The organism is Lentzea sp. NBRC 105346, assembly GCF_030269605.1.
Taxonomy (GTDB): Bacteria; Actinomycetota; Actinomycetes; order Mycobacteriales; family Pseudonocardiaceae; genus Lentzea.
On the sequence record NZ_BSTQ01000023.1, the window covers coordinates 12376 to 39251 of the forward strand.

Annotated in this window: 15 protein-coding genes; 5 read left to right on the forward strand and 10 right to left on the reverse strand. The window is 69.2% G+C overall.

The window, feature by feature from the left end:
• The first annotated feature begins 343 nt into the window (after nt 1-343).
• Nucleotides 344-6592 carry an SdrD B-like domain-containing protein gene (locus QSK35_RS37450; RefSeq protein ID WP_285752482.1) on the forward strand — a complete coding sequence of 2083 codons (6249 nt, stop codon included), beginning with the start codon at nt 344-346 and terminating at the stop codon, nt 6590-6592.
• Nucleotides 6593-6654: 62 nt separating this feature from the next.
• Here QSK35_RS37450 and QSK35_RS37455 read toward each other — a convergent pair whose 3' ends face one another.
• Nucleotides 6655-7047 (reverse strand): hypothetical protein, encoded by a 393-nt coding sequence (locus tag QSK35_RS37455; protein ID WP_285752484.1) that lies wholly within the window; start codon nt 7045-7047, stop codon nt 6655-6657.
• 149 nt (nt 7048-7196) lie between these two features.
• Here QSK35_RS37455 and QSK35_RS37460 point away from each other — a divergent pair, with 149 nt between their 5' ends.
• Nucleotides 7197-7961 carry a hypothetical protein gene (locus QSK35_RS37460; protein WP_285752485.1) on the forward strand — a complete coding sequence of 255 codons (765 nt, stop codon included), beginning with the start codon at nt 7197-7199 and terminating at the stop codon, nt 7959-7961.
• 54 nt (nt 7962-8015) lie between these two features.
• Here the strand turns inward: QSK35_RS37460 and glgB are convergent, their stop codons facing one another.
• From glgB to QSK35_RS37480, 4 genes are read right to left on the reverse strand one after another with little or no spacing between them, the layout of a single operon-like run.
• A complete protein-coding gene (glgB, locus tag QSK35_RS37465) occupies nt 8016-10346 on the reverse strand; it encodes a 1,4-alpha-glucan branching protein GlgB (RefSeq protein ID WP_285752487.1) in 2331 nt (776 codons plus the stop codon).
• A gap of 1 nt (nt 10347) precedes the next feature.
• On the reverse strand, nt 10348-11655 hold the full coding sequence (locus QSK35_RS37470) for a maltokinase N-terminal cap-like domain-containing protein (RefSeq protein ID WP_285752490.1): 1308 nt from the start codon (nt 11653-11655) through the stop codon (nt 10348-10350).
• Between the two features lie 5 nt (nt 11656-11660).
• Nucleotides 11661-13475, reverse strand: coding sequence for a maltose alpha-D-glucosyltransferase (gene treS, locus QSK35_RS37475; protein WP_285752492.1), 1815 nt, complete (start codon nt 13473-13475; stop codon nt 11661-11663).
• A gap of 34 nt (nt 13476-13509) precedes the next feature.
• Complete coding sequence (locus QSK35_RS37480) at nt 13510-15486, reverse strand: alpha-1,4-glucan--maltose-1-phosphate maltosyltransferase (protein WP_285752494.1); 1977 nt, start codon at nt 15484-15486, stop codon at nt 13510-13512.
• 193 nt (nt 15487-15679) lie between these two features.
• Here QSK35_RS37480 and QSK35_RS37485 point away from each other — a divergent pair, with 193 nt between their 5' ends.
• Entirely contained in the window at nt 15680-15844 is a 165-nt protein-coding gene (locus tag QSK35_RS37485) for a hypothetical protein (RefSeq protein WP_285752495.1), read from the forward strand.
• Between the two features lie 12 nt (nt 15845-15856).
• On the opposite strand, the gene QSK35_RS37490 is transcribed toward QSK35_RS37485, so the two are convergent.
• The 5 genes from QSK35_RS37490 to QSK35_RS37510 all read right to left on the reverse strand — a co-directional run bounded on the left by QSK35_RS37490 (nt 15857) and on the right by QSK35_RS37510 (nt 23029).
• Nucleotides 15857-16774 (reverse strand): NlpC/P60 family protein, encoded by a 918-nt coding sequence (locus QSK35_RS37490; protein ID WP_285752496.1) that lies wholly within the window; start codon nt 16772-16774, stop codon nt 15857-15859.
• A gap of 11 nt (nt 16775-16785) precedes the next feature.
• On the reverse strand, nt 16786-17268 hold the full coding sequence (locus QSK35_RS37495; protein WP_285752497.1) for a poly-gamma-glutamate biosynthesis protein PgsC/CapC: 483 nt from the start codon (nt 17266-17268) through the stop codon (nt 16786-16788).
• Nucleotides 17265-18440 (reverse strand): poly-gamma-glutamate synthase PgsB, encoded by a 1176-nt coding sequence (gene pgsB, locus QSK35_RS37500; protein ID WP_285752498.1) that lies wholly within the window; start codon nt 18438-18440, stop codon nt 17265-17267. The genes QSK35_RS37495 and pgsB overlap by 4 nt, the downstream gene beginning before the upstream one ends.
• Nucleotides 18441-20513 (reverse strand): cache domain-containing protein, encoded by a 2073-nt coding sequence (locus QSK35_RS37505; protein WP_285752499.1) that lies wholly within the window; start codon nt 20511-20513, stop codon nt 18441-18443.
• Nucleotides 20514-20608: 95 nt separating this feature from the next.
• On the reverse strand, nt 20609-23029 hold the full coding sequence (locus QSK35_RS37510) for a CapA family protein (protein WP_285752501.1): 2421 nt from the start codon (nt 23027-23029) through the stop codon (nt 20609-20611).
• 276 nt (nt 23030-23305) lie between these two features.
• On the opposite strand from QSK35_RS37510, the gene glgP reads away from it, so the two are divergent.
• Together glgP and QSK35_RS37520 are read left to right on the forward strand one after the other, a co-directional pair.
• A complete protein-coding gene (gene glgP / locus QSK35_RS37515) occupies nt 23306-25891 on the forward strand; it encodes an alpha-glucan family phosphorylase (protein ID WP_285752503.1) in 2586 nt (861 codons plus the stop codon).
• 278 nt (nt 25892-26169) lie between these two features.
• Nucleotides 26170-26712 (forward strand): hypothetical protein, encoded by a 543-nt coding sequence (locus tag QSK35_RS37520; RefSeq protein WP_285752505.1) that lies wholly within the window; start codon nt 26170-26172, stop codon nt 26710-26712.
• Nucleotides 26713-26876 lie beyond the last annotated feature (164 nt).

Below are 26876 nucleotides of genomic sequence, written 5' to 3' on the forward strand. Positions count from 1 at the left end.
CTTCACGGACCTCAGGTCCGTGAAGGTGGCCATAACGGTCTTCTCACCCGAACGGTGGGCACCGGCGTGGGTGAGTGTCCACTGTGTACTCGCGGGTTGGCGACTCTCCGTTGATGACGACGCCGCTAATGTGTGGCGTGTCGATCGGACATATCGCACTCTCATTTACGGAATGTGGTTATTGCTTGTGGTAAACGGGTGGGTTTGAGGCAGTTAATTCACCCGTTGTAGTGACAATGCGTTATCCCTCAGTGATCGCGAACCTTCGATAGTGCAAATAAAGTGTCGTTTTGCGAAATTCCCGCAGTGAGTCCCCGTCCTGCTGCACAAGGAGCGTCTTCTCGTGAAACGACCACTTGCCGCCGCGCTGGCAGCCTTGGTGGCCGCCTCGTCCGCGGTGGCGATGCCCGTCCAAGCGAACGCCGGACCAGGCGACGGCACGCTGACTGTCAAAGTCGTGCGTGACGTCAACGGCAACGGGACGTACGAGCAGGCGCTCGAGGTGGGTGTCGCCGGCGCGAGCGTGCTCGTGACAGACCCCGCGGGCGCCACCGCGGCCGGCACCACCGACGCCGCCGGTTCGGTGGCCGTCGGCCTCGGCTCGGTCACCGGCGGCAAGTACCGGGTGCAGGTCAGCCCGCCCGCCGGCAGTGTCCTGCAGCCCGCCCCCGCGGGCGCGGGGCTCGAGAGCAACACGATGTTCGTGGACGTCTCCGGCGGCAAGAACGTCACCGTCACCACGGGCCTGTGGAACCCCGCCGATTACTGCCAGGCCAACCCGACCCTGGTCACCGCCTGCCAGCGCGCCACCCGCAAGCGCGACGGCAGCAGCAACGTGGACAACGGTTCGCGCTCGCTGGTGAGCTTCCCGTTCACCCAGCGCGGCGACGCCGACGCGACGCAGATCGCGAACCAGGGCCAGACCGGCTCGGTCTACGGCATCGGCTACCGCAAGCAGGACAAGCGGATCTTCTCCGCCGCGTTGGCCAAGCGGCTCACCAACTACGGTCCCGCCGGACCGGGTGGCATCTACGTGACCCCTGCGGGCGGTGGTGCCACGACGACGTTCGCCACCGTGCCCAACGCGGGCACCGGTGCGCATAACCACGGCACCAACTTCGACGGGCCGTTCTTCCCGTTCGTCGGCAAGCAGGCGCTCGGTGACCTCGACGTCACCGAGGACGGCAGCGAGCTCTACGTCGTCAACCTGAACGACAAGAAGCTCTACGCCTACGACGCGACCGGCGCGACCGCCAGTGCCCCCAAGGGTTCCTGGGCGATCCCCGGCACCGCGTGCGCCAACGCCGCCGACTGGCGGCCGGGCGCGCTCGGCATCCGCGACGGCAAGATCTACGTCGGTGGTGTCTGCTCGGCGCAGTCGTCCCGCAACGTCGCCGACCTCAAGGCGGTCGTGATGACGTTCGCCGGTGGCACGTTCAGCGCGCCGGTGCTCGCCAAGACGCTGAACTTCCAGCGCGGCATGGCCAAGGAAACCCGGCCGAACAGCAACAAGTGGTACCCCTGGACGGACAACTGGGACCAGACCGAGGTCGACGACAAGCACGAGACCTACCCGTCGCCGTTCCTGACCGACATCGGCATCGAGAACGACGGCGACCTGGTCCTCGACTTCCGCGACCGGTTCGGCGACCAGGGTGGCTACAAGATCCCCGCGCCGGACGGCTCCGGCGGCGAGCACGAGACCATGACCGGCGGTGACCTCAACCGGGCGTGCCTCGTCAACGGCGCCTTCGTCTGGGAGGGCACCTCTGCGGCCTGCCCGGACAACCAGACCGCCTCCAACGGCGGCAGCGAGCCCGCCAGCGTGGTCGAGTACTACCCCGGTGAGTTCTACGCGAACTCGGAAGGCCTCGGTCAGCACCAGGAGACCTCGCAGGGTGGTCTCGCGCTGGTCTACGGCCAGCAGCGGATGCCCGCGATCGTTCTCGACCCGGTGGCCGTGCGGTCCGGCGGTGTCGGCTGGTTCGATCGCACCACGGGTGACATGCAGAACCCGCAGCACAGCAACAGCTACCAGATCTCCAAGCTGGAGAACGACCCCGAGGGCTGGGGCAAGGCGAACGGCCTCGGCGACCTCGAGGCGCTGTGCGACCTGGCCCCGGTGCAGATCGGTAACCGCGTCTGGTTCGACACCGACGGCGACGGCATCCAGGACGGCGACGAGCCCGCGGTCGCGGGTGTGAAGGTCACCGCCACGCCGTGTGCCGGTGGTGCCGCACTGGGCACGAAGACCACGAACGCCAAGGGTGAGTACTACTTCGGCGCCGCGGACGGTCTGAAGGCCGAGACCTGTTACAACCTCGCCTTCGACTACAGCGCGGTGAACACGGCGACACTGCCGGGCGCTCCGGCCGCGGCCGATCTCAAGTGGACGGTCAAGGAGGCCGGGCCCGACCGGGTTCCGGACTCCAATGTGGACGCCGCGGGCAAGGCCTCGGTGACCACCGGCAAGGCCGGCACCGCCGACCACACCATCGACGCCGGCATCGTCGCGAAGATCACCAACAAGCTCGGTGACTTCGTGTGGATCGACACGAACCGCAACGACGTGCAGGACTCCGGTGAGCCGGGCGTCCAGGGCGTGACCGTGGTGCTCAAGGACGGCAGCGGCAACCCGATCGGATCGCCGAAGCAGACCGACGCCTCCGGCAAGTACCTGTTCGACCAGCTCGCGGACGGCACCTACAAGGTGTGCTTCGACCTGTCGACGCTGCCCGCGCAGTACGCCGGGTACGTCTACACGACGAAGGACGCACCGAGCGACGACGCCAAGGACTCCGACGCCGATCCGGCGGACGGCTGTACGCCGCCGACGACGCTCGGGCCGCAGAAGCGCGAGGACCTGACGCTCGACGCGGGTCTCGTGCCGCCGAACAACAAGCTCGGCGACTACACGTGGGTCGACAACAACCGCAACGGCCTGCAGGACGACGGCGAACCGCCGGTGCCCGGCGTGACCGTCACGCTGAAGGACGGCACGGGCGCCACGGTCGGCTCGCCGAAGACGACGGACGCGCAAGGCAAGTACCTGTTCGACCAGCTGCCGGACGGCACCTACCAGGTGTGCTTCGACTTCTCGACCGCACCGGCCGAGTTCCAGGACTACCTGCTGACGAAGCCGAACGCCGGCGATGACGCGAAGGACTCCGACGCCGATCCGGCGACGAAGTGCAGCGCCACCACCACACTCGGCCCGAACAAGCGTGAGGACCTCACGCTCGACGCGGGCATCCGGCCGCCGAACAAGCTCGGCGACTACGTGTGGATCGACACCAACAAGAACGGTCTGCAGGACGACGGCGAACCGCCGGTGCCCGGTGTGACCGTGAAGCTGAGCGACGGCAAGACCACGACCACCGACGCGCAGGGCAAGTACGTCTTCGACAAGCTGCCCGACGGTGACTACACGGTCTGCTTCGACATCGCGAACATGCCGGCCCCGGTGGCCGACTACCAGGTGACGAAGCCCGCCGCCGGCGACCCGGCCAAGGACTCCGACGCGGACCCGGCCACGGGCTGCGCGCCGAAGACCACGCTGGGCATCGACAAGCCGGAGGATCTGACCATCGACATGGGTCTGATCCCGCCGGTGAACCGCCTCGGCGACTACGTGTGGATCGACGTCAACAAGGATGGTCTGCAGGACGGCTCGGACATCCCGGTCGAGGGCGTGACGGTGAAGCTGAACACCGGCGCGACCACGAAGACGGATGCCCAGGGCAAGTACCTGTTCACCGACCTGCCGGACGGCACCTACACGGTGTGCTTCGACATCGCGAACCTGCCGGACGCGGTGAAGGACTACAAGGTCACCACGAAGGATGCCGGTGACGACGCCAAGGACTCCGACGCCGATCCGGCGACGGGTTGTGTGCCGCCCACGACGCTGGGCACCGGGAAGCGTGAGGACCTGACCCTCGACATGGGTCTGGTCTCCCCGCCGAACAAGCTCGGTGACTTCGTGTGGGTCGACGCCAACCGCAACGGTGTCCAGGACGCCGGCGAAGCGCCGGTGCCGGGTGTCTCGGTGACGTTGAAGGACGGCAGCGGCAACCCGGTCGGCCAGCCGGTCGTGACGGACGCGCAGGGCAAGTACCTGTTCGACAACCTGCCGGACGGCACGTACTCGGTCTGCTTCGACATGGCGAAGCTGCCCGCGCCGTACACGGCGTACCTGCCGACGCGTCCGGACGCCGGTGGCGACGACGCGAAGGACTCGGACGCGGGTGCCGACGGCTGCACGCCGCCGACCTCGCTCGGGTCGGCCAAGCGTGAGGACATCACGCTGGACGCGGGTATCCGGCCGCCGAACAAGCTGGGCGACTTCGTGTGGGTCGACACCAACAAGAACGGCATCCAGGATCCGGGCGAGCCGGGTGTGCCGGGTGTGACCGTGAAGGTGGGCGACAAGACCACCACCACGGACCCGAACGGCAAGTACGAGTTCCCGGACCTGCCGGACGGCGAGTACCAGGTGTGCTTCGACATCGCCAACATGCCCGCGCAGTACGCGGACTACCAGGTGACGAAGCCGAACGCCGGTGACGACGGTGTGGATTCGGACGCGGACCCGGCCACGGGCTGCGCGCCGAAGGTCACGTTGAACGTGGACAAGCCGGAGGATCCGACGATCGACATGGGTCTGATCTCGCCGGTGAACCGCCTCGGTGACTACGTGTGGATCGACGTCAACAACGACGGTCTGCAGGACGCCACCGACAAGCCGGTCGAGGGCGTGACCGCCAAGCTGCTCGACGGGACGGGCAAGGAGCTCGGTACCACCAAGACCGACGCTTCGGGCAAGTACCTGTTCGACAACCTGGCGGACGGCACCTACAAGGTCTGCTTCGACCTCAAGGCGTTGCCGGCCGCGGTCGCCGACTACAAGGTGACCAAGCAGGACGCCGGTGACGACGCCAAGGACTCGGACGCGGGTGCGGACGGTTGCACGGCGACGACCACGCTCGGGACGGGCAAGCGTGAGGACCTGACGCTGGACATGGGTCTGGTCTCCCCGCCGAACCGCCTCGGTGACTACGTGTGGGTCGACACCAACAAGAACGGTGTGCAGGACTCCGGCGAGCCCGGTGTGCCCGGTGTTCCGGTCAAGTTGAGTGACGGCAAGACGACGGTTACCGACCCGCAGGGCAAGTACATCTTCGAGAACCTGCCCGACGGCAAGTACTCCGTGTGCTTCGGTCCGATGCCGGCGCAGTACGCCGACTACCAGTACACGAAGCCCAACGCGGGCGACGACGGTGTGGACTCGGACGCCGATCCGGCGACCGGCTGCACGCCGGAGGTCGAGCTGGGCACCGGCAAGCGCGAGAACCTGACGCTCGACGCGGGTATCTCGGCCCCGGTGAACCGCCTCGGTGACTACGTGTGGATCGACGCCAACAAGAACGGGCTGCAGGACGCCGGTGAGAAGCCGGTGCCCGACGTGCCCGTGAAGCTGAGCAACGGCGCCACGACGAAGACGGACGCTTCCGGTAAGTACCTGTTCTCGGATCTTCCGGACGGGACTTACTCGGTCTGCTTCGGCCCGATGCCGGCGGCGGTCGCCGACTACACGTTCACCAAGCCGAACGCGGGCGCCGACGCGACCGACTCGGATGCCGATCCGGCCACCGGGTGCACGCTGACCACGACCCTCGGTGTGGGCAAGCGTGAGGACCTGACGCTGGACGCGGGCATTTTCGCGCCGGAGAACTACATCGGCGACCTGGTGTGGTCGGACAAGAACCGCAACGGTCTGCAGGATCCGGACGAGCCCGGCCTGCCGGGTGTGCCGGTGCGCCTGTACGACCCGTCCGGCAAGCCGGTCGGCGACCCGGTGAAGACCGGGCCGGACGGCAAGTACGCGTTCGACGACATCCCGGACGGCACCTACAAGGTGTGCTTCGAGATGGGCGCGCTGCCTGGTGACTACGCCGGTTACCTCGCGACCAAGCCGAACGCGGGTGACGACGCGAAGGACTCCGATGTGGATCCGGCTTCCGGGTGCACGCCGCCGGTGACGGTCGGCGTGGGCAAGCGGGTCGACCACACCGTGGACCTGGGCATCGTCTCGCCGATGAACCGCGTTGGTGACTTCGTCTGGTACGACGACAACTCCAACGGTCTGCAGGACCCCAACGAGCCGGGCGTGCCTGGTCTCCCGGTGTACCTGCAGGACGGCAACGGCAAGCCGGTGGCGTCCACCAAGACCGACAAGGACGGCAAGTACCTGTTCACCGACCTGCCCGACGGTGAGTACAAGGTCTGCTTCAACGCCGATCCGAAGACGGGCCTGGTGGCCGGCCGCAAGCTGACCAAGCCGAACGCCGGTGACGACGGTAAGGACTCCGACGCCGATCCCGTCTCGGGCTGCACGCACGTCGTGAAGCTCGGCCGGGACAAGCGGGTGGACCTGACGCTCGACGCGGGTCTGCTGCCCAAGCCGGTCACGGCCCAGCCGCCGCTCGCCTCCACGGGTGCGACGATCTGGGGCTTCCTCGGGGCCGCGCTCAGCTTGTTGCTGGCCGGTGCGTTCCTGCTCCTGATGGGCAGGCGCCGCCGGGAGTCCTGATTTAGTGCCGTTAAGGCCACCATCACTGCGCTCAACGCAGTGATGGTGGCCTTAACGGTGTTTCAGCCGAGCGGTTGTGAGTTGAGGGCCAGGTCGAAGTCCTCGGAACCGGGGTTCGACTTGACCACGCACGCGTGGAACAGGAAGTTGCCCGACGGCGGCACCGTCTGGCTGACGTTGCGCCCGGTCGTCTGGAAGACGAGCTGTGGCGCGCTCTGTGAGGACACCGAGAAGACCTGCCAGGTCAGGTCGGCGTTGCCGTTGGTGAAGCCGGAGATCTGCACGCCCTCCGCACTGCTCGGGGAGAGTGGGCCCACACACGTGGTGGCGCCCCGCACGATGGTGCCGAAAGCGCGTTTCTGGTCGATGGACGTAGTGGTCTGCGCGGAGGCGACCGCGGCGCTGCCGGTGAGCACGACGCCGACGACCGCCAGCCAGCTGGCCAGTCGTTTCACCGTTACCCCCTCGGGGAGTTCGTGTCGGCGCCTCGACGCTAGACCCGCGCGATTGGGCTGTTGGTGGGACGTTCGGCCGATCTCCAGGCACCCGTTGGCCTTTCGGTGCGACTCTGATTGGAGGGAGCGCAAACGGAGGGGGAATCCACATGCGTTATCGACCGATGGACACCGACCCTGCTGACCCGCGTCTTGGCCGGTATGTGCCGGACGACTGGCGTCACGTCGACAGCTATCCGCTGAGTGCCCTGGAGGCGCCGCCGACCCGCGTGCCCGTGGTGATCGGCGTCAACTGGTACGCCGAGATGGACAAGCCGGCGAAGGACGAGCGGTCCGGTGAGCTGTTCCTCGCGCGGGACAAGAAGCTGAGCCGCATCCGGGGCGGGCACTGCGTGTGCCTCGAGCCCGGCGAGGGACCGGACCAGACGGAGTGGCAGAAGTTCTACGACCAGGGGCAGGAGGGCGCCTGCGTCGGGTTCGGGTGGTCGCGCGCCATGTCGATCCTCAACGGCGGGAAGTACGCCGCGCGCTGGTTGTGGTCGCGGGCAAAGGAGAAGGACGAGTGGCCGGAGACCAAGCCCGGTGACAACGAGGGCACGTCGGTGCGCGCGGCCGGCGAGCAGCTGGTGGCGCTCGGGCACGTGCCGTGGCAGGAGTCGTATGCGGCGGACGACTACCAGAAGCGGTTCGGGTACAAAGCCGAGGCACAGCACGGGATCGCGGCGTTCCGGTGGGCCAAGACCGTGGACGAGGTGCACGCCGTGCTCGGCAACAAGCGGGCTGACGAACTCGGTGCCGTGCCGATCCTCAACTCGTGGGGCACCGGTTACCCGATCCGGGTGTGGCTGCCCGACGAGGTGTTCGCGCGGTTGATCAGCGAGGACGGCGAGATCGCCGTCCCCACCGACCGCTAGCGAACGTGACGTTCGGGGACATAGAAGTCCCTGAACGTCACGTTCGCTGGTCGGTCAGATCGCTTCGGTGGGTTTGTCGGTGGCGGACCGAGGTGGCTCGGGGCGGGCGATTTCGGAAGGGGCGGGCCGCTCGGCGCCGGTGCCCAGTGGCTCGGCCTCGGCGATCTCCGAGGGGTCGGGCCACTCGGCCGCCAGGGCCTCCTCGGCCGCCGCCGGGGTTGCCTCGACCGTGGGCGTGGGCTCGTGCTCCGGCATCAGGTAGAGCACGCCGGCCGGCGGGAGCTGCAGGACCGCCGACGCCGGGCGGCCGTGCCACGGCTTCTCCTCGGCGACCACGCCGCCCATGTTGCCGACCCCGGAACCGCCGTACACCGCGGCATCGGTGTTCACGACCTCGCGCCAGCGTCCGGCGAGCGGCAGACCCACGCGGTAGTCGTGGTGTGGCATGCCGGAGAAGTTGGCGACACAGGCGAGCACGGAGCCGTCCTCGCCGATCCGCAGGAACGACAACACGTTGCCGCCGGAGTCGTTGGCGTCGATCCACGAGAACCCGTGCGGCGTCACGTCCGCGGAGTACAGCGCGGGCGACGAGCGGTACACGGAGTTCAGGTCGCGCATCAGGGACTGAATTCCGGCGTGCAAAGGCTGATCCGTGAGGTGCCAGTCCAGCGAACGCGACTCGGACCACTCCTGCTGCTGACCGAACTCGCCGCCCATGAACAGCAGCTGCTTGCCGGGGTGCGCCCACATGAACGCCAGCAACGAGCGCACGCCGGCGGCCTTGTTCCAGTCGTCGCCGGGCATCCGGCCCCATAGCGAGCCCTTGCCGTGCACTACCTCGTCGTGCGACAGCGGCAGCACGAAGTTCTCGCTCCACGCGTACACCAGCGAGAACGTCATCTCGTTGTGGTGGTACGACCGGTGAATGGGTTCGCGCGACAGGTAGTGCAGCGTGTCGTGCATCCAGCCCATGTTCCACTTGAAGCCGAACCCGAGGCCGCCCAGGTGCGTCGGCCGCGTCACGCCGGGCCACGCGGTGGACTCCTCGGCGACCATCACGACACCGGGGTGGCGCCGGTAGACGGTCGCGTTGAGCTCCTGCAGGAACCGCACCGCGTCGAGGTTCTCGCGGCCGCCGAACTCGTTGGGCAGCCAACCGCCGTCCGGGCGGGAGTAGTCGAGGTAGAGCATCGACGCGACGGCGTCCACGCGCAGGCCGTCGAGGTGGAACTCCTCGATCCAGTACAGGGCGTTGGCCACGAGGAAGTTGCGGACCTCGTTGCGGCCGAAGTCGAAGACGTACGTGCCCCAGTCGAGCTGCTCGCCGCGGCGCGGGTCCGCGTGCTCGTAGAGCGGCGTGCCGTCGAACCGCGCCAGGGCCCACTCGTCCTTCGGGAAGTGCGCGGGCACCCAGTCGACGATCACGCCGATTCCGGCCTGGTGCAACGTGTCCACGAAGTGCCGGAAGTCGTCCGGCGAGCCGAAGCGGGACGTCGGCGCGTAGTACGACGTCACCTGGTAGCCCCACGAACCGCCGAACGGGTGCTCGGCGACGGGCAGTAGCTCCACGTGCGTGAAGCCCAGGTCCTTCACGTACTCGGCGAGCTGAACGGCCAGCTCCCGGTACCCGAGACCGGGCCGCCACGAGCCGAGGTGCACCTCGTAGATCGACATCGCCGCGCCCGCCCACTGCGTGGCCTCGCGCCGCGTCTCCCACTCCGCGTCGCGCCAGCGGTAGGTCGACTGCGTCACGACCGACGCGGTCGCCGGGGGAGTCTCGGTGGCGAACGCCAGCGGGTCGGCCTTCTCGTGCCAGCGGCCGTCCTTGCCGAGAATCCGGAACTTGTAACGGGATCCGACCGGCACGTTCGGGATGAAGATCTCCCAGACGCCCGAGGAACCCATGGAGCGCAACGGGTTCGCGCGGCCGTCCCAGCCGTCGAAGTCACCGGTGACGCGCACGCCGTTCGCGTTCGGCGCCCACACGGAGAACGAGACGCCCGAGACCGCACCGGTCGGTGTGTCGTACGTGCGCACGTGCGCGCCCAGTACGTCCCAGAGCCGCTCGTGACGGCCCTCGCCGATCAGGTGCAGGTCCAGCTCGCCGACGGTGGGCAGCCAGCGGTACGGGTCGTCGACCTCGACGAGGTTGCCGTGGTAGTCGATCTCCAGTCGGTAGTCGCCGGGATGTTCGGGCAGCTCGCCCTCGAACAGGCCCTCGCGCAACCGGGAGAGCTCGATGCGCTTGTCGCCGGCCAGCACGGCGACCGACGCGGCCCCCGGCCGGAACGCGCGGGCGACGACCTTGTCGCCGACGTGGTGCACACCCAGCACCGAGTGCGGGTCGTGGTGCGATCCCGCCAGGATCCGATCCAGGTCGTTCACGTCACTCGCCTCCACTGGTGATCCGGGCGATCGACGACAGCGGGATCGTCAACCACTCCGGCCGGTTCGCGTGCTCGTACGCGACCTCGTATACCGCCTTGTCCAGCTCGAACGCCTTCAACAGGTACTCGTTCGCGCGCGGGTCGGCGGCCACCTCCGCGTAGCCGTCGCAGAACGCCGTGCGGTTGCGCTTCGCCCACTCCAGCGCGCGGTAGGCGAGCTGGTCGTCGTCCTGGCCCACCAGCATCTGGTGTGCCGCGTAGTCGAAGGATCGCAGCATTCCGGCCACGTCGCGCAACGGCGAGCGCATCGCCAGGCGTTCGGACATCGGCGCCGCGGGCTCGCCCTCGAAGTCGATCAGCAGCCAGCCCTGCACGGTCCGCAGCACCTGACCCAGGTGCAGGTCGCCGTGGATGTGCTGGATCGGCACGTCGCCGATGTGCTCGCGGGCCTGTTCGAACGTCGCCCGCAACGCGGCCTCGTGCTCGCCCAGCTCCGGCACCGACCGCAGCACACTGTCCAAACGGGACTGCATGCCCGCGATGGCAGCCGCGATCTCCTCGGCCCCCGCGGTCTGGGTGCCGAGCGCGCGTGCCAGGTCGGCGTGCACGGACGCGACCGCGTTGCCGAGGCGGCAGGCCTCGGCGGCGAAGTCGCCGCCGACCTCGTCGGCGTGCAGGTCGGCCTCGGCCATCAGGTCGCGCACGCTCGTGGTGGCCATGGCCCAGCCCTCGACGGCGTCCGGCATGTACTCCTGCAGCATGCCCAGCGTCACCGGCGTGCCGTCGAGATCGGTGCTGATCGACCCGAGCGGCTGCGCGATGTGCGTGCTGCCCGCCTGCCGCAACGCGCGGTGCAGCACCAGGTCCGGGTTCTCGCCCGGCGACAGCTTGCGGAACAGCTTCAGGATGTACTGCTGGCCGTAGATCACCGAGGTGTTGGACTGCTCGACGCCGATCGGCCGGCCGCGCAGTTCCGTGCGCAGCTCGGTGTCCGGCTCGTGCGCGAACACGAGGTCGCCGACGCGCTCGCCGCGCGCCATCAGGTCGAGCAGCACGCCGTTGAGCTCCGGGTCGGCCGCCGAGTCGAACTGCTCGGCGTGCTCGGACACCAGCAGCTGGTACGGCGAGGACCGGTCGTCCTGCTCGACCTCGACGATCACGTGCACCAGGTCGTCGCTCAGCACCGTCGTCCGAAGTGGACGGACGGCGGTGACGTGCCGGTCCTTGCCCCCGAACCAGCGCAGGTTCGGCAACAGGTCGGGCAGCGCGGTGACCAGCTTCTCCACGAGTTCCGTCGGTTCGATCATCCGCATCACCTAGACCTCGGTTCGGCGTCGTCTCCCGCTTCGACCAGCTGGAACCAGTAGAAGCCGTGGCCGGGCAGGGTGAGCAGGTAGGGCAGCTCGCCGACGGTCGGGAACCGTACGCCACCGGTCAGCTCCAGCGGCGTGCTCTCCCGGTGCTCGGACAGGTCCAGCTCGACCGGTTGCGGGAACCGGGACAGGTTGTTCACGCACAACACGATGTCCTCGCGCCCGTCGGGCCGCTTCCACCGGCGTTTGTACGCGAGCACGCTCGGGTTCGAGCCGCCCAGCTCACTGAAGTCGCCCTCGGCGAACGCATGGTGCTGCTTGCGGATCCCGATCATGTGCCGGGTCCAGTTCAGCAGCGACGACGTGTTGTTCAGTTGCGCCTCGACGTTGAGGCCCTGGTACCCGTACACCGGGTCCATGATCACCGGCAGGTAGATGCGGCCGGGGTCGCAGTTGGAGAAACCGGCGTTGCGGTCCGGTGTCCACTGCATCGGTGTGCGCACCGCGTCGCGGTCACCGAGCCAGATGTTGTCGCCCATGCCGATCTCGTCGCCGTAGTACAGGACGGGCGAGCCCGGCAGTGACAACAGCAGCGCGGTGAACAGCTCCTGCTGGTTGCGGTCGTTCTCCAGCAGCGGGGCGAGCCTTCGGCGGATGCCGATGTTCGCCTTCATCCGCGGGTCCTTGGCGTACTCCGCGTACATGTAGTCGCGCTCTTCGTCCGTGACCATCTCGAGCGTCAGCTCGTCGTGGTTGCGCAGGAAGATGCCCCACTGGCAGTTCTCCGGGATGGCCGGCGTCTGCGCCAGGATCTCCGAGATCGGGAACCGCGACTCGCGCCGCACCGCCATGAAGATGCGCGGCATCAACGGGAAGTGGAACGCCATGTGGCACTCGTCGCCGCCGACCTCCGCGTCACCGAAGTACTCGACGACGTCGGACGGCCACTGGTTCGCCTCGGCGAGCAGCACGCGGCCGGGGTACTCGTCGTCGACGACCTTGCGGCAGCGCTTGAGGAACTCGTGCGTGCGCGGCAGGTTCTCGCAGTTCGTGCCCTCCTGTTCGAACAGGTAGGGCACGGCGTCGAGCCGGAAGCCGTCGATGCCGAGGTCCAGCCAGAACCGCAGCACGTCCAGCATCGCCTCCTGCACGTGCTGGTTCTCGAAGTTGAGGTCCGGCTGGTGGCTGAAGAACCGGTGCCAGAAGAACTGGCCGCGCACCGGGTCGTAGGTCCAGTTCGACGTCTCGGTGTCGACGAAGATGATCCGCGCGTCGGCATAGCGCGAGTCGTCGTCGCTCCACACGTAGTAGTCGCCGTAGGGCCCGTCCGGGTCCTGCCGCGACTGCTGGAACCACGGGTGCGCGTCGCTGGTGTGGTTGAGCACCAGGTCGGTGATCACGCGGATGCCCCGGCGGTGCGCCTCCTCCAGCAGGTACACGAAGTCGTCGACGGTGCCGAACTCCGGCAGCACCGCGCGGAAGTCGCTGATGTCGTACCCGCCGTCGCGCAGCGGCGAGGCGTAGAACGGCGGCAGCCACAGGCAGTCCACGCCGAGCCACTCGAGGTAGTCCAAGCGGCTGGCGAGCCCTCTGAGGTCGCCGGTGCCGTCACCGTTCGAGTCGCTGAACGCGCGGACCAGCACCTCGTAGAAAACGGCGCCCTTGTACCAGCTCAGGTCGCGCGGGACGGCCTTCGCGGACTGGAAGTCCTCCGCCTGCGGCTCGGTCAGCAGACCGCCGGCCGTGATCGCCTCGCCGGTGTGCGGGATCCCCTCCAGGCCGAGGGCAGCGTCGGGACGGGTTTCATCGACCATTGTGTTCCCACCTCGTCGGGGGCGGTTTGTACACCTAGCTGAATCGGCGCTGCAGGCTCACGACATGTGCCACGGCGCGCCACGGTTCGAGGCGGATGTAGTTGGCCTGGCCCCAGTCCCACGCCTCACCGGTGACCTCGTCGTGCGCGATCAGGCGTTCATGCCAGTCGAAGCCGAGGTCGGGCAGGTCGAGCCACAGGGTGCCCTCCTGTGGTCCATGGGGGTCGAGGCTGACCACGACGACGACGGTGTCGCCGGTCTCGGGGTCGCGTTTGGAGTACGCGATCAGCGCGTCGTTCTCGACGTGCTGGAACTTGAGCGTGCGCATCTGCTGCAACGCCGGGTGCGCGCGCCGGACGTGGTTGAGCTTGCGCAGCCACGGTTCCAGCGACCGCCCGTCGTGCAACGCCCGCGCGAAGTCCCGCGGCCGCAGCTGGTACTTCTCGGAGTTGAGGTACTCCTCGCTGCCCGGCTTGACGGCCTCGTGCTCGAACAGCTCGTAGCCGGAGTACACACCCCATGACGGCGCCATCGTCGCGGCGAGCGCGGCGCGGATCGCGAACATGCCCGGCCCGCCGTGCTGCAGCGACTCGTGCAGGATGTCCGGCGTGTTCACGAAGAGGTTCGGCCGCGCCTCGTCCCAGTGGTCGCGGTGGTCCTCACCGAACTCGATCAGCTCCTGCTTGCCCGTCCGCCACGTGAAGTACGTGTAGCTCTGGGTGAAGCCGAGCTTCGCGAGGCCGTAGAGCCGCGCCGGCCGGGTGAACGCCTCGCTGAGGAACAGCACGTCCGGGTAGGCGTCCTTGACCGTCCAGATGAGCCACTGCCAGAAGTCCGGCGGCTTGGTGTGCGGGTTGTCGACCCGGAAGATCCGCACCCCGAGCTCGACCCAGTGCAACACCACGCGGAGGATCTCGTTGTAGAGGCCCTGCGGGTCGTTGTCGAAGTTGATCGGGTAGATGTCCTGGTACTTCTTCGGCGGGTTCTCCGCGTACATGATCGTGCCGTCGGGCCGCGTGGTGAACCACTCCGGGTGCTTGAGCACCCACGGGTGGTCCGGCGCGCACTGCAGCGCGAAGTCCAGCGCCACCTCGAGCCCGAGTTCGGTGGCCTTCGCGACGAACGCCTCGAAGTCCTCCTGCGTGCCGAGGTCCGGGTGGATCGCGTCGTGCCCGCCCTCGTCCGCGCCGATCGCCCACGGCGACCCGACGTCGTCCGGCCCGGCGACGAGCGTGTTGTTGGGCCCCTTGCGGTTCACCCGGCCGACCGGATGGATCGGCGGCAGGTACGCGACGTCGAACCCCATCGCCGCGACGCGCTCGAGCTCCTTGGCGGCCGTGGCGAACGTGCCGTGGATGGCCTGCCCGGTCTCGTCGATGCCGCCGGTGCTGCGCGGGAAGAACTCGTACCAGGACCCGAACGCCGCGCGCTTGCGGTCGCACCAGATCTTGTGCGTCTTGCCCTTGGTGATGAGCTCCCTGACGGGGTGCTCGAACATGATCTTCTGCACGTCGTCGGCGAGGGCCGGGGCGACGCGCTCGTTGAGCGGACGATCTTCGTCCCGCAGTGCCGTCGCCGCGTTCGTGAGCAGTGCTCGTTCCTTGCGGCGGTCGGGCCTGCGAGCGACACGGTCGAGCAGCCGCGCGCCGATCTCCAGGTCGTTGGCGAGCTCACCGGGCCCCTGCCCGGCCGCGATCTTGACCTCGACGGCGTGCCGCCACGTGCCCCACGGGTCGCTCCACGCGTCCACGCGGAACGTCCACGGCCCCTCGGCGTCCGGAACGATCACCGCGCCCCAGCGGTCCAGCCCGATCCCGACCTCGCTCATCCGGGTCTGTCTCGCGACCCGGTCGTCCGGCCCGCGCCACGTGACCGTCGCGGCGAGCTTGTCGTGCCCCTCGCGCCAGACCGTCGCCTGAACCGGAACGTGTTCCCCGACAACGGCTTTGGCCGGATACCGGCCTCCGCTGACCGCGGGGGAGACGTCGTCGATGCCGAGCCGTCCGCTCATGCGCAGCGCCCCTCTCGCCGTGTTTGTGCCAATCCTGCCTTGCTCGATCCAGCAGGCCTTCATCGGGGGAGGCCGTCTTCTGTTCGTACCCCGTCCTAGTCGATCGCACACCCTTGGTCGTCACGTGTCCAGGGGAGGTCTCGAAAACTGGTGACGACGATTCCGGAGGAGGGGCGGAACGTGCGAGATCCTCATGTCAGGCGTGCGGCCGAAGATCGCCCCGGAGCAGGCGTGGGGGCGGTACCGTGCCGGTGTGGACGAGTCGCGGGACGTTGATCGACGGCGCCTTCAGCGCGACGAGCTGCTCGCGTCGATCGTGGCCGAGGACGCGGACCTCCTCGAACGCCTGGCCCGGTGATCGATCCGCCCCTCAGAGGCGGCGTGCGGCGCGCAGCACCAGCCCCGTGTCGTCGGTCAACGCCGGCCCAGCCGTCTTCTTCCGGCTGGCGATCAAACTCGGCCGCCCGGCCCGATCGAGCCCGGTGAAGATCCCGACCAGGTCAGCCTCCCCCTGCCCCCGCACGGACACCCCGAAAAACAGCAGGTCACCGGGCTGCAGCACGAGCCGCTCGGGCGCCACAGCCGTCCCGAGCGAGGCCATCTCCTTGAGCGACCGAGGCAGCCCCGGCCCGGACGAACCGCGCAACGGATACCCGAGCCGATACCCGTAGACGAGCCGCACGAACCCGGCCGGATCGACCGTCCCGTACTGGTCCGGCGCAGGAGTGGCGGTCGTCCCGTCCGGGAAGGTCCAGTTCACCCCGAGGTAGTCGGTGAAGTCGCCCTTGCCGAACGCCGCGTCGCCGCGGAACCGCACGGCCTTGCCGTCGGTGGCAGAAACCGCGCCCTCGAGGTACTGGGCCGCGACGGCGAGTACGTCGTCGGAGCGGTCGGCGAGCGCGCGGTCCAGCCAGGGGCGGAACCAGTCCTGTTTGTCCAGGTCACGCTGCCACGGCTGGGGCAGTAGCCGGACCCACGACGGGGTCGTGGCGACCGCGCGGGGGCGGGCCGGTTCGGCGAAGGTGCGCGCCGGTCCGATGAGGACGGCCGTGCGGGCGCCGTCGGTGAACGTCGCCACGATCGCGCCGCGGTCGTCGCGGACGACTGTGCGTGCGGGGGCGGTCAGGCGTTCGTAGCGGTAGGCCCTGGCCGGTTCGGGCAGGCTGCGGATGCGGGCGACGGCCTCGTGCCCCGACCGTTCCTGGTCGTGGGTGACGGCGAGGTAGCCGACGGCCGCGCCGGATGAAGCGATCACCACAGAGACGACGGCCAGGTGCAGCAGACGCATGATGAAACCCCTCAGACCGTCGGGACCATGCCGACGAGCACACCGCTCACCAGCACGCCGTAGGTGACGAGGCTGACCGCCCCGGTCGCGATCACGGTCGCGGCGGGCGGTTGCCGCACCAGTTGGTAGGCGATCAGGCCCGGCACCACGAACCCGAGCGTCTCGTGCACGTAGAGCAGCGGGTAGTCGTTCTGGATGAGGATGAACAACGAGGTCTGCAGCAGCACGCTCAACAGCACCACGGCCGCGAACAGGCGCTTGCCGTAGAGGATCACGGCGCGCTGCAGCCCCTTCGTGCCGACGTAGGTCAGCGCGGTCATCAGCACCACGATCGCCGCGCGCCGGTAGTCCTCGACCATCGTCAGCGCCAGCCAGCCCGGGGTGATCATGCCGCCGGGCGAGAGGTTGGACGTGAGGTAGCACGTCAGCGAGAACAGCAGGCCCAGCGCCAGGCCGAGTGCCGCCACCTCGGGCTGCAGGCTGCCACTGATCATCGGGTACTCCCCAGTCGGTCGAGCTCCGCCAGCAGCACTTCGCCCTGGCCGTGGATGTTGCCGATGGCGGCGAGCGACACGTCGGTGCCGCCTTCCAGCACCCCGCGTAGCAGCTCAGCAGGTGGACGCCGGCCGCCCAGATCGAGCACGCGGTCCTGCCACTCGCCGGGGATCGCGGCGAACGCGCTGCGCGTCGGCTCGCCGATGAGGATCACGCGGGCGGGGTCGAGTCGCGGGATCAGCGCGCCCATCTGGCCGTTGCGTTCCACCCGGTCCGGGCGGCAGTTGATCACCACGTGCAGCGGCTGGCGGATGGCGCCGCGGGAGAGTAGGAGCTCGATGTTCATCAGCGTCGACTCGGGGTCGTTGGCCGCGAACACGTTCGCGAACCGCACCTGCCGGTCCTCGACGGCGTACCGGTGCACCCGCAGCACGCCGGGGTCCGGCGGCGCGGCCCACATGCCCGCGATCGCGTCCGCCCGCGACACCCCGCACAGCGAGGCCACGGCGATCGCGATCGCCACGTTCTCCTTGAACGTGATCCAGCTGAACCCGCTCATCTCCTCGTCGGTCACGGTCGAGGGGTCCACCGCGATCAGCTCGCACCGCCGCGCGCGCGCCTCCGCGCGCAGGATGTCCAGGCGCTCAACCTCCGCTGTGACGCACACGCCGCCGACCGGCATGGACCGGCACAGCGACCGCGCCACGTCGTCGAGTGTCGGGCCCATCTCCGCGAGGTGGTCCTCGCGCACGTTGCACAGCACGCCGATGGTCGAGTGGATCAGCTTGGTCTGGTTGATCTCCTGCAGGTCCGGCGCGACGGCCATGCACTCCATGACCAGCGCGTCCGGCTCGTACGCGGCCGCGCGTCGCACGATGCCGATCTGCTCGACGATGTTGGCGATGCCGAACTTGCGGTACACCGGTTCCTCGGTGGCGTCGGGGTGGATGAACCGGGCCGCGGTGCCGGTGGTCTTCGCGACCGTGACCAGCCCGCCGCCGCGCAGCGCGCCCGCGCACAACCGTGTGATCGAGCTCTTGCCCCGGATGCCGTTGACCAGGATGCGGAACCGGATGCGCCGGATGTTCACGTAGTGCCTGCGCTGCTCGACGAGCCCCGAGACCAGCAACACCAGGCACGTGACCAGGTAGACCGCGTGCAGGAAGCGCATTCACTGCCCCTTAGCGTTCCGGAGGGTGCCGTTATGGCCACCATCACGGACCTCAGGTCCGTGATGGTGGCCATAACGGTCTTTCGCTTGCCGGTGGAGTTCGAGGCAGCGGGCGACGGTGCCGATCTCGTCGGGGCGCTGCGGGTAGATGACCGTGCGGGTGTCACCGGCGGCGAAGCGGTCCGCGACCGACGCGAGCCGGCGCAGCGGCAGCACCAGGACCAGCAGGTGCCAGCCGAGCATCCCGAGCGCGACGACGGCCGCCACCAGCGCGGCCAGCCACGCGCCGCGCCGGATGTGGTTGCCGGGCAACGGGAGCTGGCTCACCGGCTGCTCGATGACGACCGTCCACTGCAGCTCGTTGGTCGCCTGCGAGCCGTAGATCGCGGCGGCCGCGACCACGGACAGCCGGCCGTCGACCTCGTGCACGGCGGGCTCGGCGGCGCCGTGCATGGCGCTGGTCACGCTGCGCCGCAACGGTTCCGCGGTCAACTCCTCGTACGCGCGGAAACCGACGGTCGCGGCGACCGTGCGCAGACCCGAGTCGACGAGCCGGCCCACGCCACCCGGCTTGCGGGCCAGGGCGGACAGCTTCACCACGTCCAGTTCGCCGATCACCACGTGCTTGCCGTCGGCGAGCTGGGCCGCGGCGTAGATGATCGGCACCCGGCCCGCGGTGTCCTGCTGGTGCAGGCCGAACCCGTCGGGCGGCGGTTGCTCGGCGCGCAAAGGCTTGCGGCCCGCCCGCGCCAGTATCACGCCCTGCGGGTCGATGACGTACACGCTGCGGTAGCGCGGGTGGCGCGCGGACATCTCCTGCAGCACCGGGTCGAGCTCGTCGGTGTCGGTGATCCGCGCGGCCATCGCCCGCAGGTCGGTCAGGCTCTGCTGCAGGCTGCGGCGCAACGTGTGCGCGGTGTTCGCGGCGAGGCTCTGGGTGATCTCCACCGCCTGTTGCGGTACGCGCACCTCCTGCCTGCCCAGCGTCCACAGCACCCCGCCGGACCAGCCGATCAGGACGAGGAACGCGAGGACGACCGCGACCAGTGCCGAACACCGGCCGGGCGGGCCCGTCGCGCCGAACGCGCCCGCGATGCGGCGGGTCTCCGAGATCCGGTACCGGCGGCCCGGCCAGGACTGTCCGGATGCGACGGTCATCGCGTCGCGGCGCAACCGCCGGACCGGCCGCACCAGGCCTCCGCCGATCAGCAACGCGACCACGAGCGTCACTCCGAGCAGCGAAAGAGCGGGCCACAGGCCGCCCACCGTGACCGCGTCGTCGTCCGGTGGCGTGGCGCCGGACAGCAGCACGGAGATGCCAAGCCGGGCCTTGGCCGTGCCCGTCGTCACCGGCGAGTAGGCGACGATCGGCACGACGGCGCGCCCATCCGCCAGCGCCTGCTCGGCGCCGACCAGGTGGCCGCCTGTTCCGGACGTGGCGGCAGCGGCGGCCCGCGTGATCAGCTCATCGCCGGCGCTGGAACCGATCACCTCACCGCCGTCGGTCGCCAGCAGCACCGTGGACGGCAGCCGCAGGCTGTCCACGGCGGGCGCGGGGACGGCGAGGTCCATCGACATGATCACGAGCCGGTCGGTGCCGGTCAGCACGTCGGCGATCACCGTCTGCACGCCACCGTCGTGATCGGCCACCACGCGCACCGCGGACCCGGTGACCTCGCCGATGGCCAGCGACTCGATCGGCACGGCCTCACCGGCGGACGCCAGCAGCTTCCCCGACGACCGGTTGACCACGGCCAGCCCACGCGACCGCGGGGTGTTCTTCGCGAAGAACTCGATGGTCTGGTCCGTGCCGTAGTCGGGCCGGACGCCGTAGCGCCGCACGGCCGCCGCCAGGTCGCCCGCGGCCTCCCGCACCGACTCGCCGACCGAGCGCGCGAGGTTCTCCGCGAACCACTGGTGCGAGCTGGCGACGACCTCCACCGACGAGCCGTCCTGGTGACCACCGAGCCGGACCCCGCAGAACACCGCGAGCGACAGCAGCGCCACCACGGTCACGGCCAGCGGAACCCTTGCGCCCGAAGGAAAACCAGCTTCGGTGAGTGGCCGGCTCATAGCTCGGTGCTCCTCCACATCGCAGTGACGGGACGACTACGCACTGTGGTTGCGCGAGTGCATGGCACAACCGTTGACAGAATTGGAGATCCGTCTCAGGACGCCTGGCGCACGAGCGCCGAGAGGGTTCTCGGTCGCACGTCGTTGTTGCGCGCCAGCGTGAAATCGCCGAACGAGCCGGTCATCCCGTCGGCGCCGCGCCATTCCACGAACCGCACGTCGTCGAGGTCCAGCGACGCGCTCTGCCGGTCCGGCCGCTCCTGCAGCCCGGCGTACAGCATGATCATGTTCCCGTCACCCTCGGCGGTGTCCAGGTCGGCTGTGGACAGGTCGATGCTCACCTGGTGCCAGCCGCCGTCCGGCGGCACCTCGACCGCACGCGTGATCGTCGTGAGCAACGTCGACGTCGGATCCTCGGTCGGGTTGCTGTCGTCGAAGTGGTAGACGCCGAACCGGAAGTACGCGGTGCTCGCCGCCGAACCGCGCACGACCGCCCGCATCGAGTAGGAGGGCGCCGGATCCAGCGGCCGGGTGTCGGCGCCGAACAGCCGGTGCCTGGGCAACGCGATCCGCGCCACCGCACGCGTCTGCACGGACTTGCCGGGCGCCGCGGTGAGGTGCAGGAACCGGCGGCCCTGCGGGGTGGGGCCGGTCTGCGCGCTCTCGGCGCTGCTGTCGGTCGTCCAGTGCGTCGCCGAGTCGACCTGCCCGTCGGCGGTCTCGTCCTCGAACCGGCCCCACCCGAACAGGTCACGGCCCAGCTCGACGCCGGCGCCACCGGTCGGGCGGGTCAGCGCGCCGGGCGGTGTGCCGAGATCGAGCACACCCGGTGGCACGACGAGGTCTTTGGCCGTGTCCGCGGGCGCCGTCGCCGTGATCCGGCCGGTGTTGTGCTCGAACACCACCTGGCCCGGCACGGTGTCCTCGGGCTGCGGCCGGGGGAACGCGCGGACCGCGCCGGTGCGGTCCCGGTCGGTCGCGGCCGGGCGCATGCCGCGCTCCCAGATCCGGCCGAGCACCTGCCGCGCCGCGTCACCGGTCAGCGGGACCGGCCGGTACCCGACGAGCTCCAGCGGCAGCAGCCTCGCCTCGAGCAGCCGGGGGCCGTCCCACACGGTCCGCAGGATCGCGCTGGAGAACGTGGCGAGGAAGTTCTGGTCGAACACGAAGTTGCCGAGGCTGTAGACGATCAGCCTGCCCTTGTACCACTCGACGCCCTGCAGGACGTGCGGGTGATGGCCGACCACGATGCTCGCTCCGGCGTCGATCGCCGCGTGCGCGATCGCGCGCACGTTGTCCGAAGCGGAGTCCTGGAACTGAAAGCCCGCGTGCAGCTGGACGACGACGACCTGGTGTTGTTTGGACAGTTCCGCGACCTGCGCCGGTGAGGACACCGCGTCCCACGCGGCGGCGCCGCCGTGCCCGCGCCGGGCGACCCAGTCCTGCAGCTCGGGGTACACCTGCACCAGCGACCCCCAGAGCGCCGCGCGGTCGGCTTTCGGCTCGGCGCGCTGGAACTCCTGCCACGCCTGGCCGATGCGTCTGGGCTTCGTCGGCACGTGGACGCCGGCGCCGCTGAACCCCCAGGTGCGCTGCTCGTACTGCCAGGCGTTGTCGGGCGACGCGGGCGTCCCGCTCGTCGGGTAGGCGCGGTTGACGAAGTCACCGTCCACACTGGTGAAACCGGCGACCGCGAGGCTCGTGCCGTTGACCGTCGTGCGGAACGGCACCGCGGCGCCCTCCGCGGTCACGTCGGCGCCGACCATGCCGATCCCGGCCTTGGTCAGCGCGGCCCTGGTGTCGGTGATGCCCTGCTCCAGGAAGTCGCGCGAGTGGTTGTTCGCCAGCACCGCGCAGTCGACGCCGAGCTTGCGCAACCCGGCCGTCGTCGCCGTGGCGGACTTGAGGATGAACCGCTTCTGCGGGTAGGCCGCGTTCGCGGGCAGGTCGCTGACGACGCTCTCCAGGTTGACCGTGCGCAGGTCGGCGGCCGAGAACATGGGCGCCACGGCCGACACCACCTGCTCGGCACCCCGCTCGGGCGCGGACTCCGGGATCAGCGGCGAGCCCTGCTCCGGTGCCGCGTACCGGCGTCCGAACATCACGTCGCCCGCCGAGTGCATCGCGAACCGGGTCCGGTCGAAGAGCCGCACCTCGACCGTGCGGCCGGCGTCGGCCCAGCCCAGCGGCACCGGTTCGGCGAGGTGGCCCGGTGCGCGCACCACGGCGAGCACGGGTCCGCGCAGCACCGGCGTGCGCATGGTCGCGCCGCTGACCTGGACCGGTGTGCTGTCCGCGCCGAGTCCGTGCAGCTCGGCCGAAGCGCCGGTGACCTCGGCGCCGTTCTCACCGACGGCGTGCAGCGCGACCGAGAAACCGGCCGCCGGTCCGGCCGGGCAGCCGGCGCAGCCACCGCCGGCGTTGAGGACACGGAAGGCCACGACCAGGCCGAAGATCAGGCAGACCACCAGGCCGACGACGAGCAGTACCGGCCGGGCGAACCCCAGACGCCTCATCTCACCCACCAAGACTCGACTCTCAGTTCGGGCGACGGACTTTCATTCGTACTCGCATGATCTTGATGACGGATCAGCCTGGAGTAGGTACTCCACAGGCCACCCGGCGAGACCATTGCCGACGGCTGGCGGGGGTCGCTTTGTGTAGGCTCGCGCACACCCGCGAAGGTTTTCGCAGGTCGCGGGCTTCGTCGTCTTGATCGGTTCTGCAATTCGTTGCAGGCTTGGCCGGGAATCTTGTCGGGCCCGCATAGGTGGGAGATAAGGTCGCTCGCCATGCGAGCACTTCGCCGGTTCACCGTCCGAGCCAGCCTGCCCGAGTCCCTCTCCGCGCTGGCCACGCTCGCCACCAACCTGCGCTGGACGTGGCATCCACCGACGCAGGACCTCTTCTCCTCGATCGACCCGAAGGTCTGGTCCGAGACTGGTGGCGATCCGCTGCGCCTGCTGTCCGTGGTCGACGCGGGGCGGCTCGAGACACTGGCTCGGGACGAACAGTTCCTCCTCCGCGTCCGGGCGCTGGCCGACGACCTCGACCGGTACGTCACCGGGCCACGCTGGTACCAGCGGCGCCAGGACGAGATCCAGCAACGGCGGGAGCACGGCGTCGGCGACGACAAGCCGTTGCCCACGGCCGTCGCGTACTTCTCGATGGAGTTCGGCGTGCACGAGGCGCTGCCGAACTACTCCGGCGGCCTCGGCATCCTCGCCGGTGACCACCTCAAGGCGGCGAGCGACCTCGGCGTGCCGCTGATCGCGGTCGGCCTGCTCTACCGGTCCGGCTACTTCCGGCAGTCGCTGTCGCTGGACGGCTGGCAGATCGAGCACTACCCGGTCCTCGACCCGCGCGGCCTGCCGCTGGAGCTGCTCACCGAGCCCTCCGGCCTGCCGCTGCTCGTGCACGTCAACATGCCCGGCGGCCGCGTCCTGCGGGCGAAGGTGTGGAAGGCCCAGGTGGGCCGCATCCCGTTGCTGCTGCTGGACTCCGACGTCGAGACGAACGACGAGGACCTGCGCGGCGTCACCGACCGGCTCTACGGCGGCGACCAGGGCCACCGCATCCGCCAGGAGATCCTGGCCGGCATCGGCGGTGTGCGTGCCGTGCGCACGTTCTGCGAGCTCACCGGGCACGCGCAGCCCGAGGTGTTCCACACCAACGAGGGCCACGCCGGGTTCCTCGGCCTGGAGCGGATCCGCGAGTACATCACCAACGACGGCCTCGACTTCGACCAGGCGCTGGCCGCATCGCGGGCCGGTGCCGTCTTCACCACGCACACCCCGGTGCCCGCCGGCATCGACCGCTTCCCGGTCGACCTGGTGCAGCACTACTTCGGCGACGAGCAGCTCGTCCCCGGCGTGAACACGCAGCGGATCCTCGCGCTCGGCGCCGAGGACAACCCCGGCATGTTCAACATGGCGCACATGGGCCTGCGGCTCGCACAGCGCGCGAACGGCGTGTCCAGGCTGCACGGTGAGGTCAGCCGCGACATGTTCCGCGGCCTGTGGCCGGGCTTCGACACGACCGAGGTGCCGATTGGCTCGGTGACCAACGGCGTGCACGGGCCGACGTGGGCGGCGACCGAGATCAGCAAGCTGCTCGGCGGGTCCGATGCGGACACCGCGTCGACCAACACCGGCTTCGGCTCGTTCGAGCCGGTCACCGACAAGCTGCTGTGGGAGCTGCGCTGCCAGCTGCGCGAGCGGCTCGTCAACGAGGTCCGGCGGCGGCTGCGCGAGTCGTGGCTGCAGCGCGGCGCGTCGGCGCTGGAGCTCGGCTGGACCGGCTCGGTGTTCGACCCCGAGGTGCTGACCGTCGGCTTCGCCCGGCGCGTGCCGACGTACAAGCGGCTCACGCTGATGCTGCGCGACCCGGAGCGGCTGCGGTCGTTGCTGCTGCACCCCGAGCGGCCCGTGCAGCTGGTCGTCGCCGGCAAGTCGCACCCCGCCGACGACGGCGGCAAGGCGCTGATCCAGCAGATCGTCCGCTACGCCGACGAGGCGGGTGTGCGGCACCGGATCGTGTTCCTGCCCGACTACGACATGTCCATGGCCCGGTACCTGTACTGGGGCTGCGACGTGTGGCTGAACAACCCGATGCGCCCGCTGGAGGCGTGCGGCACGTCCGGCATGAAGGCCGCGCTGAACGGCGGGCTCAACCTGTCCATTCGCGACGGCTGGTGGGACGAGCTGTACGACGGCAGCAACGGCTGGGCCATCCCGACCGCCGACGGCGTCGCCGACCCGATCCGCCGCGACGACCTGGAGGCCAACGCGCTCTACGAGCTGCTCGGCTCCCAGGTGGCGCCACTGTTCTACGACCGCGGCGAGGACGGCGTGCCGACCCGCTGGATGTCGATGGTGCGGCACACGCTCGCCTCGCTCGGCCCGGTGGTCCAGGCGTCGCGCATGGTCCGCGAGTACGTCGAGACCTACTACGCGCCCGCGGCCGCGTCCGCGCGGACCGTGGTGGGCGAGGGCTACCGCGGCGCCAAGGAGCTGTCGGCGTACCGGCACCGCCTGCGCGCGTCGTGGACCCGCGTGCGCGTGCTCGACAGCGACCTCGCCATCACCGGGCCCGCCGTTCCGGTGCTCGGCGCGCCCGTGCACGTCACCGCGCGGGTCGAGCTGGCCGGCCTGGAGCCGTCCGAAGTGGACGTCCAGGTGGTGCTGGGCAAGGTCGGCGACAGTGACGAGCTGTACGACCTCGTGTCGCACCCGATGCACTACGCGGGCAACGGCAACTACGAGGTCGACGTGCCGTTGCCGCACGCCGGAACCCTCGGCTACACCGTGCGCGTGCTGCCCCGGCACAACCTGCTGGCCACGCCCGCGGAACTCGGTCGCGTCGTACTGGCGTCTTGAGATCAACTCAGGGCATCCGGTTCGCTGGTTTGAAGCGGACTGGATGCCCTGATCCGTCTATCTTGCGGGTTGTGCGGTAACCGCAAGTTACCTGGCTCGTGCTTGCGTGCTCTTTCGTGCCCTTCCCTCATTCGCATGAAACCGATTCGTTCGGGTGATTTCTCTATCTCCGCTGGTAGACATGGGTATGCGGGCATACGCTCTGTCGCATGGAATGAGCAGATACCGGCATTTAAGGTCGGTTTATCTGAAATGCGCACGGATGAAAGCAGGTAGCCGTGAAGAAAACAGTTACCGTAATCTCGCTCGTCGCAGTGATGTTTACCGCCTCGGTTGTCCCCGCCGCCTCGACGCCTGACCGCGATGATCCACCCGCTGCCTGCGCCGGACTGGTGACCCAGCTCGTCGACACCTTGAAGAAAGTGATCGGCTCGCTCACGGCGATCCCGCCGAATCCGGGCAACGCTGCTGCGCCGCTTGGGGACATCCTCGGGGTGTTGACCGCGTTGCAGGGCGCCAAGTGTTTGCCTACGCCGCCGGTTAGTGCTCCTGCCGGGTTGCCCGTGCCTGCTGGTGCGTCCTCGGACGTTGCTTGGCAGGGGCCGGAGGAGTGCCTGCCCGTTGTCATGAGTCTGTTCTCCAACGTCTTCGGGCTGCTCGGCAAGGTGTTGCCGGGGGCTGGGCTGCCGGATCCGACCAAGCTGTTGTCGCTGGTTACGGATTTGTTGAAGACGCTTACCGACGCACTGCAGAAGTGCGGTCTGCCTGCGCCGCCGGGTGGTCTCCCGACGGTGCCGGGCTTGCCTGGTCTGCCTACCTGACGCGGGGTAGGGAAAGGGGTCGCTCTCTCTCGTGGGGGCGGCCCCTTTCTCTTTGGGGGCGTGGCTGCCGGTTTGTGTTGACGCGGCGGCTTTCGTGGGTGGTCCGGTTTGTGTTGACGCGCTGACTTTCCTTGGCTGCCGGTTGGGTGCGTGGTTGCGCCTTG

What these genes read in the sequence shown, in the direction of transcription:
- QSK35_RS37460 (WP_285752485.1), top strand. Translation starts at nt 7,197, where the DNA reads ATGCGTTATCGACCGATGGACACCGACCCTGCTGACCCGCGTCTTGGC.
- QSK35_RS37470 (WP_285752490.1), bottom strand. Translation starts at nt 11,655, where the DNA reads ATGATCGAACCGACGGAACTCGTGGAGAAGCTGGTCACCGCGCTGCCC.
- treS (WP_285752492.1), bottom strand. Translation starts at nt 13,475, where the DNA reads ATGGTCGATGAAACCCGTCCCGACGCTGCCCTCGGCCTGGAGGGGATC.
- QSK35_RS37480 (WP_285752494.1), bottom strand. Translation starts at nt 15,486, where the DNA reads ATGAGCGGACGGCTCGGCATCGACGACGTCTCCCCCGCGGTCAGCGGA.
- QSK35_RS37485 (WP_285752495.1), top strand. Translation starts at nt 15,680, where the DNA reads ATGTCAGGCGTGCGGCCGAAGATCGCCCCGGAGCAGGCGTGGGGGCGG.
- QSK35_RS37490 (WP_285752496.1), bottom strand. Translation starts at nt 16,774, where the DNA reads ATGCGTCTGCTGCACCTGGCCGTCGTCTCTGTGGTGATCGCTTCATCC.
- QSK35_RS37495 (WP_285752497.1), bottom strand. Translation starts at nt 17,268, where the DNA reads ATGATCAGTGGCAGCCTGCAGCCCGAGGTGGCGGCACTCGGCCTGGCG.
- pgsB (WP_285752498.1), bottom strand. Translation starts at nt 18,440, where the DNA reads ATGCGCTTCCTGCACGCGGTCTACCTGGTCACGTGCCTGGTGTTGCTG.
- QSK35_RS37505 (WP_285752499.1), bottom strand. Translation starts at nt 20,513, where the DNA reads ATGAGCCGGCCACTCACCGAAGCTGGTTTTCCTTCGGGCGCAAGGGTT.
- QSK35_RS37510 (WP_285752501.1), bottom strand. Translation starts at nt 23,029, where the DNA reads ATGAGGCGTCTGGGGTTCGCCCGGCCGGTACTGCTCGTCGTCGGCCTG.
- glgP (WP_285752503.1), top strand. Translation starts at nt 23,306, where the DNA reads ATGCGAGCACTTCGCCGGTTCACCGTCCGAGCCAGCCTGCCCGAGTCC.